Annotated in this window: 16 protein-coding genes; 10 read left to right on the top strand and 6 right to left on the bottom strand. The window is 50.8% G+C overall.

Going from position 1 to position 15,737, the window contains the following annotated elements; all coding sequences use genetic code 11:
• Nucleotides 1–10 precede the first annotated feature (10 nt).
• Genes IPI86_RS10360 through IPI86_RS10350 form a run of 3 tightly spaced genes read right to left on the bottom strand, consistent with a single transcriptional unit; the run spans nucleotide 11 to nucleotide 2,972 of the window.
• Complete coding sequence (locus IPI86_RS10360) at nucleotides 11–679, bottom strand: dienelactone hydrolase family protein (RefSeq protein WP_345297933.1); 669 nt, start codon at nucleotides 677–679, stop codon at nucleotides 11–13.
• A 1-nt stretch (nucleotide 680) separates the two neighbouring features.
• On the bottom strand, nucleotides 681–2,114 hold the full coding sequence (locus tag IPI86_RS10355) for a DUF4350 domain-containing protein (protein WP_345297932.1): 1,434 nt from the start codon (nucleotides 2,112–2,114) through the stop codon (nucleotides 681–683).
• Between the two features lie 9 nt (nucleotides 2,115–2,123).
• Nucleotides 2,124–2,972 (bottom strand): S49 family peptidase, encoded by an 849-nt coding sequence (locus IPI86_RS10350; RefSeq protein WP_345297931.1) that lies wholly within the window; start codon nucleotides 2,970–2,972, stop codon nucleotides 2,124–2,126.
• A 155-nt stretch (nucleotides 2,973–3,127) separates the two neighbouring features.
• Between IPI86_RS10350 and IPI86_RS10345 the strand changes: the two genes are divergently transcribed.
• From IPI86_RS10345 to IPI86_RS10305, 9 genes are all read left to right on the top strand, one after another.
• Nucleotides 3,128–3,601 carry a hypothetical protein gene (locus IPI86_RS10345; protein WP_345297930.1) on the top strand — a complete coding sequence of 158 codons (474 nt, stop codon included), beginning with the start codon at nucleotides 3,128–3,130 and terminating at the stop codon, nucleotides 3,599–3,601.
• Between the two features lie 230 nt (nucleotides 3,602–3,831).
• A complete protein-coding gene (rplU, locus tag IPI86_RS10340) occupies nucleotides 3,832–4,491 on the top strand; it encodes a 50S ribosomal protein L21 (protein ID WP_345297929.1) in 660 nt (219 codons plus the stop codon).
• Nucleotides 4,492–4,513: 22 nt separating this feature from the next.
• The gene (rpmA, locus tag IPI86_RS10335; protein ID WP_345297928.1) at nucleotides 4,514–4,774 is read left to right on the top strand and encodes a 50S ribosomal protein L27; all 261 of its coding nucleotides are present in this window, start codon (nucleotides 4,514–4,516) and stop codon (nucleotides 4,772–4,774) included.
• A 1-nt stretch (nucleotide 4,775) separates the two neighbouring features.
• Nucleotides 4,776–5,321, top strand: a complete 546-nt coding sequence (rpmE, locus tag IPI86_RS10330) for a 50S ribosomal protein L31 (RefSeq protein ID WP_345297927.1) — start codon at nucleotides 4,776–4,778, stop codon at nucleotides 5,319–5,321.
• 174 nt (nucleotides 5,322–5,495) lie between these two features.
• Nucleotides 5,496–6,065, top strand: a complete 570-nt coding sequence (locus IPI86_RS10325; protein WP_345297926.1) for a thymidine kinase — start codon at nucleotides 5,496–5,498, stop codon at nucleotides 6,063–6,065.
• A gap of 42 nt (nucleotides 6,066–6,107) precedes the next feature.
• On the top strand, nucleotides 6,108–6,665 hold the full coding sequence (gene hpt / locus IPI86_RS10320) for a hypoxanthine phosphoribosyltransferase (protein ID WP_345297925.1): 558 nt from the start codon (nucleotides 6,108–6,110) through the stop codon (nucleotides 6,663–6,665).
• A 20-nt stretch (nucleotides 6,666–6,685) separates the two neighbouring features.
• Nucleotides 6,686–8,383, top strand: coding sequence for an HD domain-containing protein (locus IPI86_RS10315; protein ID WP_345297924.1), 1,698 nt, complete (start codon nucleotides 6,686–6,688; stop codon nucleotides 8,381–8,383).
• Nucleotides 8,380–8,916, top strand: coding sequence for a ribonuclease H-like domain-containing protein (locus IPI86_RS10310; protein WP_345297923.1), 537 nt, complete (start codon nucleotides 8,380–8,382; stop codon nucleotides 8,914–8,916). Before IPI86_RS10315 ends, IPI86_RS10310 begins: the two co-directional genes overlap by 4 nt.
• A gap of 22 nt (nucleotides 8,917–8,938) precedes the next feature.
• Nucleotides 8,939–9,721 (top strand): alpha/beta hydrolase, encoded by a 783-nt coding sequence (locus IPI86_RS10305; protein ID WP_345297922.1) that lies wholly within the window; start codon nucleotides 8,939–8,941, stop codon nucleotides 9,719–9,721.
• Nucleotides 9,722–9,791: 70 nt separating this feature from the next.
• Here IPI86_RS10305 and IPI86_RS10300 read toward each other — a convergent pair whose 3' ends face one another.
• Nucleotides 9,792–10,220, bottom strand: coding sequence for a response regulator transcription factor (locus IPI86_RS10300; RefSeq protein ID WP_345297921.1), 429 nt, complete (start codon nucleotides 10,218–10,220; stop codon nucleotides 9,792–9,794).
• A gap of 234 nt (nucleotides 10,221–10,454) precedes the next feature.
• Between IPI86_RS10300 and ppdK the strand changes: the two genes are divergently transcribed.
• Nucleotides 10,455–13,292: a pyruvate, phosphate dikinase gene (gene ppdK / locus IPI86_RS10295; RefSeq protein ID WP_345297920.1), complete on the top strand. Its 2,838-nt coding sequence runs from the start codon at nucleotides 10,455–10,457 to the stop codon at nucleotides 13,290–13,292.
• A gap of 60 nt (nucleotides 13,293–13,352) precedes the next feature.
• Here ppdK and hemW read toward each other — a convergent pair whose 3' ends face one another.
• Both hemW and IPI86_RS10285 read right to left on the bottom strand, forming a co-directional pair.
• Nucleotides 13,353–14,558: a radical SAM family heme chaperone HemW gene (hemW, locus tag IPI86_RS10290; protein ID WP_345297919.1), complete on the bottom strand. Its 1,206-nt coding sequence runs from the start codon at nucleotides 14,556–14,558 to the stop codon at nucleotides 13,353–13,355.
• Nucleotides 14,559–14,665: 107 nt separating this feature from the next.
• Nucleotides 14,666–15,472: a class I SAM-dependent methyltransferase gene (locus tag IPI86_RS10285; protein ID WP_345297918.1), complete on the bottom strand. Its 807-nt coding sequence runs from the start codon at nucleotides 15,470–15,472 to the stop codon at nucleotides 14,666–14,668.
• Between the last annotated feature and the right edge of the window lie 265 nt (nucleotides 15,473–15,737).

Below are 15,737 nucleotides of genomic sequence, written 5' to 3'. Positions count from 1 at the left end.
GATTCATTTCCTACAAATTCTTCTTGAAGAACTTCTTCGCGCGTTCCCAGGCATCTTTTGAGGCTTCGGGGATGTACACGCTGGGGTCGCTGTCGCGGAAGAAGGCGTGACCGGAGTTGGGATAGGTGATGACTTCATGCTCCACGCCGACCTCATCGAGCAGTTTTTCGAATTCTTCGATGGTGCCCGCAGGGATGGAAACATCGGCATCGCCGAAGAATCCAAGCACGGGAGCTTTCAGGTTGGCGCGCAATTGATCGAAGACCGTTTGCATCCCGCCTCCGTAAAACGTGCAGACCGCATCCACGGGGCGCATCGTGCTCAAGGCGAGAGACATGCGGCCGCCGAAGCAGAATCCAACACTGCCGACCTTGCCATTGCAATCGGGATGTGATTTCAGCGCATCGTAAAGTGCGGTCAAATCATTATGAGCCACGGGGCCATATTTTTGCACGAGTTTCATCGCGGTGTCGCCATCGCCAAGCTGGGCGAGTTCACCGTGATACAGGTCAGGCGCAAAGGCGAGGTAGCCTTCCTGTGCAAAACGGTCTGCGATGGATTTGGTTTGAGAATCCAGTCCCCACCATTCCTGAATCACGATCATAGCGGGGAAGGGGCCTGCTCCGCTCGGTTTTGCAAGATAGCCGTTCACACTTCCTAGTTGAATCATTTCGCTCATTTTATCCTCCGGGGGTTGGGGTAACTTCTTCGGTGGCGGGCTCGGTGGTGGCTTCCGTTTCCGTCTCTGAACCATCTGAATAACTGCCGCCATAGCCAACGCTGCAAACGGCTATATCGCCTTGTTGGATGCAGCCAGAAAGCGAATTGCTGGCTAATGTGTTGAGCAGGACGATCAAATCTTCAGGGGTGTCGGCAAGCAGAGTAATGGTATTGCCCTTTTTATTTGCATTGAAAAGCAGAAGAGCATTTCCATAACGGCCGACTTCTCCAAACCCAGGCACGTTGATGAATTCGTTGTCATCCAACTCAATGTCGAATGGTTTAACATAATCGAGCAGTTCGTCGCTTGGGGTATACAAGCCGAGGATCAACGCGTCGCCATCTGGCTGTTCATCGGTGATCTCGATGGAGATGCCCACGTAACGAAGCGACTCTTGCAGGCCGCTGAGGGCAGCGGTCATTTCCGCGGTCATGCGCACTTCGGATGTGCGATAAACCTGCAGAACGGGTTGGGTGAATGTGAATGGGAAATTTGCAAGCGTGATGATTTGTTTGCCGCCAAGCGTAAAGTCTGCGATATTGGCAATGAGAGTGGCGTTGTCGGCCACGTTTTGATAGGGGGAAGTCAGGAATGTGAAATCGCCGAACGCGAGGACATTCCCGTCCGCGCTGAGCGCTGCGCCGCCTTCATCGGGATCATGCGCATCGTCAATGGACGAGAGGGTTGATTCTGCTCCTCGAAGCAGGATCAGCCCCGAGGAAGTTTTGACCGAGTGAGTCCCGTAGAGCGCGACCCGTTTGAGTCCGAAGGTCAACTCATTTTTGCCGAAGTCGTCGAAGAAGACATTGCGGAAATTGCCCTCGTGTTCTTCGACGTTGTAAAGATAATCATTATTGAGTGTGATCCCGAATGCAGAAAGCAACGGGTTGATCAGGCTTGTGTCTGGAAAATTAAGGATGTTGCCGTTGATGTCGTAATACATGGCGCCGCGCGTGGCATCGGTGAAAGCCAGCAGCCTCCCGCCGCGATTGACAAAGGCCTTCACGATGCGGGTTTCGTCTGCGCTGAACATATAGGATGGGGAAATGACTATGTAGGCACTGGCATATTTGAGCTTATATTCGAGCAGGGTCGAGTCGGTCAGTGTTTCAATTTTTCCGCCGCGTTTTTCGATGGCTTCCTGCAAAGATTTTGTTTCGGGCGGTTGATATTGGTTGGCGTGCGCGAAATCCAACAACACGATGCCGTTGATTTGATCGATAACTTCGTCGGCTGATGGGGTTTCCAGCGGCGGTTGGGAAATGGTGAGTGCCTGATAATCCGGAGTTCCGATCTCAGGGCGGTTGGGAATACCGCGATAGAACCATAATCCGCGCGCGAGGAGTGGAAAGATCAAAGCGGCAATTGCGATCCAGAGCATGTTCTTTTTCATGGCGGCTTCCTATTGTTCCACAGGCAACTGCGGGATGAAGAGCAGATAGATACCTGGTTCGGTTGGGTAAGGCGTGAGGATGCCTTCGGGGCTTTGGAAGAAAAAGGGGAGCGAACTACTAATAGCCCCGGCCAGATCGCGCAGGTCAACGGTTTTGAAGTTTGCAACCTGTGCAAGTTGGGCAGCCTTGTTGATGGCGTCTGTTTCGGTGCCGATCTCGTCAGCGATGCCAATGCGGACCGCTTCACTGCCGATCCAGATCTGTCCGCTCAGCACGACATCCTGCCCGACCTTGAGTCTGTCTCCGCGCCCAAACATCACCGCCTGAAAGAAGCCTTCCTTGATCATGTCGATCTGGCGCATGTCTGAATCGCGCGGCGCGCCCCATAGTTTGTACGGGCCCGTAGAAATGATCTCTTCAAAAATAACGGGGGTGGATGGAAGATAGCCGATCACGCCGATGTTGCCCACCATCGAAGTTGGCTTGGCATAAATGTAATCCGTGTTTACCGATAGATAGTAGGCTCCGCTGGCGGCCATGCCATTCACGGCGGTGACGACAGGTTTTTTGGCCCGTAGCCTTGCCAGTTCCATATATACGGCTTCCGTATCTACCACGGTACCGCCGGGGCTGTCGAATGCCAATACAACCGCTTTCACCTCAGGATTGTCAATTGCATAATTGATCTGCGCGATCATGTCTCGCGCCGTGTATGAATAAATCGCATCATCAAGGCGGATGATGCCGATCACCGGTTGTGGAATTGCAGAGGCGATCAAAATTCCGATCACAAGGGGAAGAACAAGCCATAGTGCCCACGTGCGCATGCGTTCCCCATTCGAGTCAGCTTGATTCATGGCAACTCCTTTGTCTGTTTGGGTCAACCCATTCAGGATATACGAGATATAAATGTTTGTCAATAAGGTTGTTTTTGGAAATGAAGTATTGTATAGTTGGGAGAAATTACCTTTGATTTCGGGTAATAATCATCATCATTTTCAGGAGGTTTTCCATGCCAGCACCGACCAGAGTTCCCGCCAGAAGCGGAATGATTGCCGCAAAGACAAGTTCAGGTTCGATTGTCAAATTTTCAGACCAGTTGACGAAGTCTGTGACAGATGTTGCCCAGATCATCGAGCAGCACAAGGGGATGATTGATTCGATCCAGGAGATCGCGCTGGAATTGACCACTTCCATCGGTACACTGCATACGTTGACAGTCAAATATGCCCGCACCGCCAACGGCATATTGGATGTGCTCCTGCCGATCCTCAGGAACCTGCCCATTATTCCAAAAAATGTGATGCAGATGCTTGTCACGTTGGAAGCCACGACCCAGAAGATCATTGATAATGAAGTGTCCACTTCCAAGACGATCACGGATGTGCAATCGGGTCTGCGCACGGGCGATGTGAACAAGATCAAAGGCCACGCGGGTCAACTCCAAACGGTGACCCGAACCCTGACCTCAATGCTTCCCAAGTAGGCGTTTCATCGCTGTTTTGCAGGTGATCTTTCATCATTCTCCGCCCAAAAGGCGGGGAGTGGTGGAATTTTGCACCCCGGAATCGTTGACAGGTGCGCCTTCCTCCATGTATAATACCGCGCGCTAAATAAACCCAGCTTCCCCACGGTTCGGCGTAGACCTCCCCTGTGTTTTAACGGGTAAAGTGGTCCGCGGGATGCGCGGCGAAGTGATGACTGGAGATCATAATAATGAGAATTGCAATCGTTGAAAGCGGCGGCAAGCAATACCGCGCCGTTGAAGGCTCCACAATTGATGTGGACCGCCTCGCCTATGAAGTAGGCCACAAGTTTGACTTTGACCGCGTTCTGCTGATGGCAGACGATGATGTCACAATGGTCGGCACTCCCACAGTTGGTGAGATCAAAGTTTCAGCCACCGTGGTCGATCATGTAAAAGGCCCCAAGGTTATTTCCTTCAAATATCGCCCCAAGAAACGCATCCGTGTAAAGGGTGGTCATCGCCATTTCTATACCCGTTTGATGATCGATTTCATTGGCAAAGCCGGCGAAGAGCGAAAGCCTGTCGTTGCGAAGGCTGTCGAAGTCGAGAAGCAGGCTGAGAGTGGCAAGGAAGCGGATGACCTCGCCAAGATCGAGGGCATCGGACCGAAGGTCGTCAAAGTTCTGAATGAAGCTGGTATTTCCACATTCGCAGATTTGGCTGGTGCCAAGGCTGCTACCGTTCAGAAGGCTTTGGATGCTGCTGGTTTGCAGATGATGGATCCGAAAGGCTGGATCTCTCAGGCGAAACTCGCTGCCAAAGGCGATTGGGACGGCTTCGAAAAACTTCAGGGCGAACTGAAGGGTGGCCGCAAAACCAAGTCCGCTGACAAGAAAAAAGAAAAGTAGTAATTAGTGAAGCGAGGTAGAAATGGCTCATAAAACAGGTGGCGGATCAACCCGCAACGGTCGTGACAGCAACGCCCAACGCTTGGGTGTAAAGCGTTACGCCGGTCAATTTGTTCTTTCTGGAAATATCCTCGTCCGCCAGCGCGGCACCAAGATCAAGCCGGGCTTGAATGTTTTGGTTGGCAAGGACGATACCTTGTTTGCAGTTGCAGACGGGGTTGTTATGTTCGACGTTTTTCACGGACGCAAACGCGTAAACATTATCCCGGTTGAGGCAGAGTAGCATGAAAGCAGAAATCCATCCCACAGCCTTTGAAGCGAAGGTAACCTGCGCTTCCTGCGGAAAAACATGGGTCACCCTTTCCACCCGGAAAGAGTTGCGTATCGATGTATGTTCCAACTGTCATCCATTTTTTACCGGTGAATCTGCCCGTCTTATGGATATTGAAGGTCAGGTGGACCGCTTCTACAAGAAGCTTTCCGCGCGCCAGACCTATGTCGAGCAGCAGAAATCCAAGGAAGAAGCTTCCAATTCTCCCGATCGCTCGATCGATGATTTGGAACTTTCCCCCCGTGCCACAGATGCTCTCAAGAAAGTCGGCATTCTGAGCATTGGCCAGATGCTGGCGAAGCTTGGCGAAGGCAACGCCGCCGTGTTGGAGATCGCTGGTTTCGGCCAGTCTTCCCTCACCGCCGCCAAGAAGAAATTGCGCGCTTTGGGCTTTGAAGTTCCCGAGGTTCCCGATGCCCCCAAGCCTCCAAAGGCCCCCAAGGCAGCAGCAGTTGAAACCACCGAAGCTCCCACTGAAGAAGCGGGCGCAGCCGAATAGGATTTACCTTTCGGCCTGGGCACTTTGTCAGGTAAAGGTTTCTCAGGTAAACTAGACAGGCAGATGCTTAGCATCTGCCTGTTTTTATGTAATATGGAGTTTGAAGTTTCCCGTTTTTGAAATAGCGGAAATTTTCACTTCAAATCATGCCATCATTAATTTGGGAGAATCTGAATGAAGCATACGCACGGTTCCATCGAAGTCATTTGCGGGTCCATGTTCAGCGGAAAAACAGATGAGTTGATTCGACGCCTGATTCGCGCAACCATTGCAAAACAAAAAGTACAGGTATTCAAGCCCGCCATTGATATTCGTTATGCAGTTGAGAAGGTGGCCTCCCACGCAGGTTCAACTTTTGACGCGATCCCCGTTGAAAGCGCGGCGGAGATTCGCTCCAGGTTGGATAAGGATACAACCGTCGTAGGAATTGACGAGGCGCAATTCTTTGACACTGAAGTGGTGATCATCGCCCGGGAACTGGCCGCGCGCGGCGTGCGCGTTTTGGTCGCGGGCCTAGATACAGATTTTCGCGGCGAGCCTTTTGGTTCCATGCCTGTCTTGATGTCTGAAGCGGAAGATGTGGCCAAGCTGCATGCGATCTGCATGGTGTGCGGTGATGACGCTTCACGCACGCAGCGACTAGTCAACGGTAAACCCGCCCGCCACGATGACCCTGTTGTGATCGTTGGCGCGTCCGAGTTATATGAGGCACGCTGCCGGCTGCATCACGAAGTTCCGCGTTAGTTGTACTGAGCTTTCAAACTGCAAAACTACAGGACTACATTCATGCAAAATTACAAAGATGTTCTCTCTGAAATTCTGATAGATGCAGAAACACTGCAGGCGCGCGTAAGAGAATTGGGTGCGCAGATCAGTGCCGACTATCTCAAGGATGATCTCCTGTTGATTTGCATCCTGCGCGGGGGCGTGCCCTTCACTGTGGACCTCAGCCGCTGTATCACCACCCCGCACATGGTGGACTTTATGGCTGTCTCATCCTATGGCGTAGGCAAGCGCGAATCGAGCGGATCAGCCCGCGTCACCCTCGACCTGCAAACTGACATCCGTTCCAAGAACGTGCTGCTTGTTGAAGACATTGTGGATAGCGGCCACACCATCTCATCCGTTTTGCAAATGCTTGAAACCCGCCAGCCGAAATCGCTGAAAGTCTGCGCCCTGTTGGATAAGCCCGAGCGCCGCGAGGCGCATGTCCCCATTCATTATCTTGGCTTTTCCATTCCCAATAAATTTGTCTTTGGATACGGCCTTGATCTTGATGAGTATTACCGCAACCTGCCCTTTGTCGGCGTTGTGGATTTGGAAAAGTACCAGCCACCCTCATAACCTCTGTACCAGCGGTTGAAATGAACGACGAATCTCCGAACCCCGAGCAACCTTCCTCGCCTTATGCAGGCCGCTGGGTCGCTCGTGTTCGTGGAAGGGTGGTGGCACAGGGCGGCACGCCTGAGCAGGCGTTGCGCGCTTCCCAACACAGCCGTCATAAGGAAAAACCCGAGATCGTTTTTATGAATACCTCCCTTGCCCTTCCGCCTTTATTGGAAAAATTACTGACTATTCTGCCCGCCGACCAGGAAATCCACCTCGTCGGTGGTGCAGTGCGTGACTTGTTACTTTCACGCATCTCACCCGACCTCGATTTTGTTCTGCCGTCAAATGGCATTTCCCTTGCCCGGAGAGTGGCAAACACTCTCGGCGCCGACTTTGTTTCCCTCGACGAGGAGCGTGACACGGGGCGTGTGATCGTCACAAATGAAGATGGCACACGCACCTTCCTGGATTTCTCCGTTTATCGCAGTCCCAATCCCAGCACCGTTTTTGGTCAAAGCCTTGAAGAGGATTTGCGTGCCCGCGATTTCACCATGAACGCCATTGCCTACAACCCGCACGATGGCACCATTATTGATCCACTGGATGGCGGGACGGATTTGCGCGCAAAACTCATCCGTGCCTGTTCTTCAACTTCACTGTCTGATGACCCTGTTCGCATTTTGCGAGCGGTTCGTCAGGCGGCCTTTTTCGGATTTCGCATCGAAAAAGGGACACGTGAATTGATGAAGCAGTCTGTAGATCAATTGGGGCGCATCTCTGTGGAACGTCTGCGCGATGAAGTTTTCAAAATCCTCCACGGTCCGAAGCCCGATGCGTCCATGCGTGCGCTCGAAATGCTGGGTGTGCTTCCGCATCTCATGCCCGAATTGGTTCCGATGAAAGGCGTCGAGCAATCCGAACCGCACGTCTATGAAGTGTGGACGCACACACTTTCCGTGCTTGATTATCTTGACCAGATCGTTTCCGCTTTGCGCATCGGTTACAACGCCGAAAAGACCAACGACATGTTCACAGGTCTGCTTACGTTGCGGCTGGGACGTTTTCGCGAACAGATCGCAAATCACTTTGCCAAACCGCTCAACGTGGACCGCTCCATGCGCTCGCTTTTGTTCTTTGCCGCGCTTTATCACGACGTATGCAAGCCTGGAACCAGAACCGTTGAAGAGACTGGACGCATCCGTTTTTTTGACCATGATGTTAAGGGGGCGGACGTTGCTGCAGAGCGGGCACACGCTTTCAACCTGAGCAATGATGAAGCCGAGCGCCTGCATATCATCATAAAAAATCACATGCGAATGCATTCCTTTGCAAGCCGCATGGAGCATAAAAACCAGGCCCCGTCCCGCAAGGCCATTTATCGTTTCTTCCGTGATGCAGGCGAAGCGGGCATTGACCTCATTTTGCTTGGTCTTGCAGATTTGCGCGGTACACGCGCTCAGGACCTCACCCTGGAAACGTGGACGGTTTATCTCGATATTGCCCGTATCCTGCTTGAAAATTATTGGGAGCGTCCGGAAGAAATTGTCGCGCCGCCTCGCCTGCTTGATGGCCATGAATTGATCAAGGAGTTGAATATCAAGTCCGGGCCGGTCGTCGGTCACCTTTTGGAATTGATCCGCGAGAATCAAGCTGCGGGAAAAATCGAAAACCGCGGGCAGGCCCTGGCCTTTGCACGCGAGGAATTGGAGAAAGGAACATCAAGTGCAGCATGAACCTTGTATTTTTTGATCTGGAATCTCAAAATCTTTTTCAAGATGTTGGCGGGCGCGAAAACATTAGCAAACTCCGCGTTGCCTGCGGCATTACCTGGTCGACGCAGACCAATGATTTTTCTGTGTATTGGGAAAAGGATGTTCCTGCATTGATCAACGAATTAAGATCCGCGACGAAAGTGATCGGATTTAATTTAAAGGGATTCGACTACCTGGTGCTTCAACCTTACGCTCCCGAAGTCCGTTTCGCTTCCATCCCGACCGTTGACATGCTCCTCGACCTGCAAAAGACTCTTGGTTTTCGAATCGGACTCGATTCCATTGCCAGTGCCACTCTCGGTGCAGCAAAAACAGCTGACGGCGTTCAGGCGGTGGAATGGTTCCGTGAAGGTCAATTGGAAAAGATCGCTGAATATTGCAAGGCAGACGTGGAGATCACACGCCGTGTCTATGAATTTGGACGTGATAATGGTTATATATTTTACAAATCAAAATTGGGCAGTAAATTAAAAGTTGCTGTACAATGGAAGTGAGCATAAAGAAAGTGAGTATAAAATGAAAACGATCTCTGTAAATGGAATCAATCTGGCCTATACACGCCGTGGACAGGGGATCCCTCTGGTACTGATCCACGGCTTTCCCCTGGACCATACCTCCTGGGACGAAGTCGCCCCCATATTGGAAAATAAATTCGACGTTATTCTGCCAGACTTGCGTGGATTTGGACAATCTACAACCATCGAATCTCCATATTCGATGGCGGATATGGCGGATGATATTGCCAGATTGTTGGATGACCTGGGAATCGAAAAAGCAGCAATCGCAGGTCATTCCATGGGCGGGTATGTTGCGCTGGCGTTTTTGAAAAAATACCCGCAACGCGTAATCGGTTTGGGGTTGATTTCCTCGCAAGCCGCTGCAGACACGCCCGAGCGTAAAGATGGACGCTACAAGACCGCTTCCGATGTCGCTGAAAATGGAGTGGGTGTTGTCGTCGAAGCAATGACACCGAAATTATCTGCTGATATGCGGGTGCAGGAGTTTGTCCGCGCGGTCATTGGAAGGCAGAGCAAGCCTGCTGTCATCGGCGCATTGAAAGCGATGGCTGAAAGGGAGGAAATGCTACCTTATCTTTCAGCCCTTCAGAACAACCATTTAGATTTTCCCGTCACACTCATACACGGCGATGCGGATGTTTTGATTCCCCTTGACCGCTCAAAGGAGATAATATCTGTTTTGCCATCTGCGAAGCTTTTTGAACTATCAGGCGCTGGTCATATGCCAATGATGGAATTTGCGCAGGCGACCGCAGACGGTTTAATGTTTTTAGCTTCCTAAACTCCTGCCTATCTAATGGAACTAAAAAGCCCATCCTTTTATGGATGGGCTTTTTAGAAATATATTGGGGTCAGGATGGAAGCGGGTGGGTGGTACGTGAACTCGATTTATTCAGTCCCATGTTCAATGCGCCAGTAGTATTGCGCCTGACCATCTTTCTGATATGAGCCACGAGCACACTGCTTGGGACAGGTTTGACAAGAAAATCATCAGCACCTGCGTCCAAAACACTGGCAACCATACTGGGGTCATTGATCGCGGAGAGGATGAGAATGGGCACGTTATTGAAAGAGCGGACTGCCTTACAAACCTGCCATCCATCCATGTCTGGCATCATCAGGTCGAGAAGAACCACACTGGGTCTATGCTCCTCAACCAGCTTTACGCCTTCCACGCCACTGTTTGTTGTGAACACTTCGAAGCCGTGTGTTTTCAGCAACATGTTCATCAATTCAGTGATTGCAACATCGTCATCGATTACAAGTATTTTAGTAGTCATGCTTTTTTCCTTGCCATATTATCCCTGATTTACCCCTAGATTCACTTTGCAGGGTGTTTACAGAATTTAGCGGTTGTTTCTCGTAATTGATTTATTAAATTGGATGGTTTTAAGGGTTGATGTAGGTTTGTAATATTGAAATCTGATTATCTGGTGATTTTTGTCATATGTAAACTAGACTGTTTTTGGTAAAATATTTCACAATCAAAATTCTAATTCTTGTAGGAGGCTACAATGACTAAATGGGTTTATCTCTTTAACGAAGTAAAAGAGGCTGAGAAAGTTGCTGGCGGTTCATGGGATGCGGTAAAGGCGCTCGTGGGCGGCAAAGGTTCGGGCTTGTTGGATATGACGCGTGCGGGTGTACCTGTACCTCCGTTTTTTACCGTAACAACCGAAGCATGTAACGCGTATCAGAAATTGGGGAAATTTCCCGCAGGTTTGTGGGATCAGGAACTAAAAGCATTAAAAGCAGTTGAAAAGCAAACAGGCAAAAAATTTGGTGATCCCAAGAATCCCCTGTTGGTTTCCTGCCGCTCCGGTGCGAAATTCTCCATGCCCGGCATGATGGATACTGTGTTGAACCTTGGTTTAACCGATGTGACCGCAGCTGGTATGGTCAAGTTGACCGGCAATGCCCGCTTTGTGTATGACTCTTATCGCCGCCTAGTTGAGATGTTTGGTTCGGTTGTGTTGGGAATTCCCGATGAATCGTTCGAACAACCTCTTCATGAATACAAGCATGAAAAAGGTTACAAGCTTGACACCGAAATGACCGCCGAAGATTGGGCTCAAATGGTCGAGGCTTTCAAGGCTGTCATTCGAAAAGAGAAGGGTTTTGATTTCCCACAGGACCCGTACAAGCAACTGGAATTGGCCACCGAAGCAGTGTTCAAATCCTGGAATGGCAAGCGCGCTATTGATTATCGCAATGCGACCGGTATTTCCCATACTTTGGGAACAGCAGTGAATATTCAGACCATGGCGTTCGGCAACATGGGTGATGACTCTGCCACAGGTGTGGCTTTCAGTCGCAACCCCTCCACTGGCGATAAAAAGATGATGGGTGAATTCCTGTTCAATGCTCAGGGCGAAGATGTTGTCGCTGGTATTCGTAACACAAACCAGATCGAAACCTTGAAGGATCGCATGCCCAAGGCCTACGATGAATTCATGAAGATCGCTGCCCGCCTTGAAAAACATTACAAGGATATGCAGGATGTGGAATTCACCATTGAGCGTGGCAAGTTGTGGATGCTCCAGACCCGCAATGGCAAGCGCACTGCCCAAGCCACCGTCAAAATGGCAGTGGATATGGCACTTGAAGGCTTGATCACAAAAGACGAAGCAGTGGAACGTGTGACCCCTGAAAACGTGGATACACTTTTGCACCCGCAATTCGATAATGAAGCCAAGAAAGACGCAGAGAAATCTGGCAAGCTGATCGCCAAAGGCGTGAACGCTTCTCCCGGTGCGGCTGTTGGTCAGATCTATTTCGATGCCGACATGGCTGAGAAGATGGCTAAAGAAGGCAAACAGGACACCATTATGGTGCGCCCGTTCACCAAGCCCGATGATGTCCACGGTATGATCGCCTCCAAGGGTGTGTTGACCAGCGAAGGCGGCGCCACATCTCATGCAGCAGTCGTAGCTCGTCAGTTCGGTATTCCGTGCGTAGTAGGCGCCTCTGCGATCAAGATCGATCTTGAAAAACGTTTGATGAATGTCGGCGAAATCGTCGTGAAGGAAGGCGAGTGGATTTCCGTCGACGGCACAACCGGTTTGATCTATGTCGGCAAGATCCCTGTAACCATTCCTTCCATCGAGGAACAGGTTGAATTGATGACCCTGCTCAAGTGGGCAGATGAAATTTGTGCCCGCAAGAATATCCGCTCTGCTACAGACAGCGGACCGACACGCGGTTTGCAGGTGTGGGCAAATGCAGATTATCCAAAGGATGCCCAGCGCGCACGTTCATACGGCGCGGTAGGTATCGGCCTTTGCCGTACCGAGCACATGTTCTTTGAGCCCGAGCGCCTGCCCATTGTTCAGGAAATGATCCTCGCTGATTCTTCCGAAGGACGCACCTCTGCTCTGAACAGGTTGCTGCCCAGCCAGCGCAAGGATTTTGACGGTCTATTTGAAGCGATGGACGGCTATCCCGTTATTATCCGCTTGATCGACCCGCCGTTGCATGAATTCATGCCCGACGAAGAAAAGCTTCTCGAAGAAGTAGTGACCATGCGCGTCAAGGGTGAGACCGCTGGTTTGAAAGCAAAGGAAGATCTACTCGAGTCCGTAAAGGGTATGCACGAATCCAACCCGATGATGGGTCTGCGCGGTGTTCGCTTGAGCATCGTCATGCCTGAGATCGTGGAAATGCAAGTCCGCGCCATCTTTGAAGCCGCCGCTGACTGCACCCTGCGCGGAATTGTCGTGAAGCCCGAAGTCATGATCCCGCTCACCGGCACCGTCAAGGAATTGGATTGGATCCAGCCGCGCCTCGAGCGCATCGCCGCCGCAGTCATGGGCGAAAAGAAGATCAAATTTGAATACAAATTTGGTTCCATGATCGAAATCCCCCGCGCCGCAATCACAGCTGCTGACGTGGCTCGCAATGCCGAGTTCTTCTCCTTCGGCACGAACGACCTGACCCAAATGACCTACGGCTATTCACGTGATGATGCCGAGCGCAACTTCCTCATCACTTATCAGGAACAGGGCATTCTTTTGAAGAACCCCTTCCAAACCATTGACCGCCACGGCGTGGGTACTCTCATGCAGTGGGCGATCTCCGAAGGCCGCAAGACCCGCCCCGATCTTGAAGTGGGTATCTGCGGTGAGCACGGCGGCGATCCTGACTCCATCGAATGGTGTCACATGATCGGCAACAACTACGTTTCCTGCTCGCCCTTCCGCGTGCCAATCGCTCGTTTGGCCGCAGCTCATGCAGCACTCAAGCACCGCCCTGTCGTTGCCAAGAAGCCTGTTGCTAAGAAAGCCGCTGTCAAGAAAGTTGCAGCCAAGAAGGTTGTGAAGAAGGCTGTCAAGAAAGTTGCAAAGAAGAAGTAAGGCAGTAAAAAGTAATAAGGAAGACCTCCAAGGTAAAACTTGGAGGTCTTTTTGATTATGCTACACAAACTTTACGAAGACTTGATTCCCCAATAGCCTTCCGCGTTTGGTAAGCCTGTAAACCTCTGAGGTCTTTGCGTATTCAAGTAACCCATTTTTGACAAGGTCCTCAATTTCCTTTGGATAGACATCCAAAAGCCCGCTTCCGAATCTTAATCTGAAATCTGATTCTACAACCCCGGCATTCGTTAGTCTGAGATTGTTCAGCATGTACTCGGACATGTCATCTTTCGGCGTCTGTTTATGTTGATTTACTGTTGCAGGAGAAAGAGGAAAAGAAGTGTTCAGTGATCTGTTATCAGTGTTTAGACGTTCGATGTAGGTTTTGATTCTTAGCGCATTGGAATAACGATAGCCATTGGCGTATCCATGTGCGCCTGCGCCGAAGGCGAGGTAAGGAAGGGAGTGCCAGTATTGGAGATTATGACGGCACATAAATTCTGAATTCTGAATTCTGAATTCAGAATTCGTTTTCGCCCAATTTGATATCTCATAATGCACATACCCATTCGCCTCCAAAAACTCTTCCGCGTATTCGTACATTTCGGCGGCGAGATCTGGGTCGGGGAGGGGGAGCAGGCCTTTGGATGACCAGCGTCCAAAGGGAGTGCCATGCTCGAGGGTGAGCGCGTAGGCGGAGATGTGCTCAGGATGCAGGTCAACGATGCGTTGGAGGGTGGTCTGCCAAGAGGCAAGTGTTTGCTCGGGGAGTCCGTAGATCAAGTCGAGGTTGAGGTTGTCGAAGCCAGCTTTTCTTGCAGTGGACACGGCTTCGATGACGGTGAAGAAATCGTGGATGCGTTCGAGCATGCGTAGTTCTTCGGTGTTGGCAGATTGCACACCAAAGCTGATGCGGTTGATCCCAGATTTTCGAATTGCATTTAATTTTTCTGGTGAGATCGTGCCGGGGTTGGCTTCGATGCTGATCTCCGCGTCAGCGGTGAATGTAAAAGCGGAGCGTAATGCCCGTAGTATGGAATCAAATTGCGGCGCGGAAAGAAGCGAGGGAGTCCCGCCTCCGAAGAAGACGGTGTGGACGTTCATCTGCTCAGTGCGATGTCCAACAAATTCAATCTCATTGATTAAAGCTTGTACGTATGCGGGTATCGAATCTTCTTGGCCCGCGTAGGTGTTGAAATCGCAGTAGGCGCAACGGTGTTTGCAAAAGGGGATATGGATGTAAATGGAGGTGTTAGGGTTTGTCATGGCGGGGGAGGCCAATGATAAGGGCAAGCGGGCCAAGTAACAAGAGCCAGATGGCGATGCCCAAACCGAATTGATCTGCAAGCAGGCCGACGAAGAGTGGAAGAAGTTTATGAAACGAGTCTCATCCGCGCGACGATTACGGCGGGCAGTTCGCTAAATTTTCCACCCCAGCTAAGCGGATGTGATTGCGAAGTTTCGGGCGGAAAGGCGCGTTCTTCGAAGCCATCGAGGACAAATCCGTTTTGGAAGCCGAGGTTCAAATAGTATTGAAGCGGACGATCAAAATAGACTTGTGGTTTGGGTTGGCTGCGCAGGGCGAGTCCGCGCTGGTGGAAGGGAGTCATATAGCGCGAGGTTTTGATGGCGTAGGTGATTTTCATTTCGCCATGATCATCGATTTCCTCCACCACATGCGCGGAGGACGCATTGTTGAAGGCAGGGTGGGTGATGGAGAAGACGAAAGCCCCATTAGGTTTGAGCAATCTGGGCAGAATACGAAACAGGGTTTCAATATCGGCCATGTCGAATAACGCCATATTGGAGAGAGCGGAATCGAATTTATTTTCACCGAGGGAGAGAAGTTGAGATTCATTTGTGGCATCAATGACGTGAAAAGTGACGTGTGAAGCATGATTTGCGAGGCGGACTTTTGCTTTTTCGATCAGGTTGGAGGAGAAGTCGAATGCGGTCACTTGCGCGCCGAGTTCGGCAAGGCGGCGGGTGGTGAGGCCGTTGCCACAGGCAATATCCAGGATGTGCGAATCAGGTCTCAGGTCCAGTAAAGAGGCGAGAGCGGGCCAGCATAAAATGTTGAAGAATTCGTTGCCTTCATCGCCCATGCGGTTGTCCCAGACATCGGCATTCACTTCCCAGGCTTCGTGGGTTTCCTTGTTCAAAGCATTTAAGTCAGACATATTTTCTCCTTTCGCGTCTGCAGATTTAACCATAATTTCGAATTTTTACACCTGTTTTTATGCCTGTGTAAAATCGTTGATGTAAAACCGAGTTGAATAACGATTATGACCCGTTCAGCGTGCGTGATGATGATTTTGATTTCAATCTGCTTCTTCGGTAAACAATATTCACTGGCAAAAAATATTGACACTCCGCTGTGGCATAGTATAAATGTACACAATAGAGTCTGCTCGGGAACAGTTTCACTCGTTACGCAAGGAATAC

Origin of the sequence: Candidatus Villigracilis affinis (assembly GCF_016705895.1) — a bacterium.
GTDB classification, from domain to species: Bacteria; Chloroflexota; Anaerolineae; order Anaerolineales; family Villigracilaceae; genus Villigracilis; species Villigracilis affinis.
Note: the sequence above shows the minus strand (reverse complement) of the source record. Positions and strands in the feature narration are given on the sequence as shown.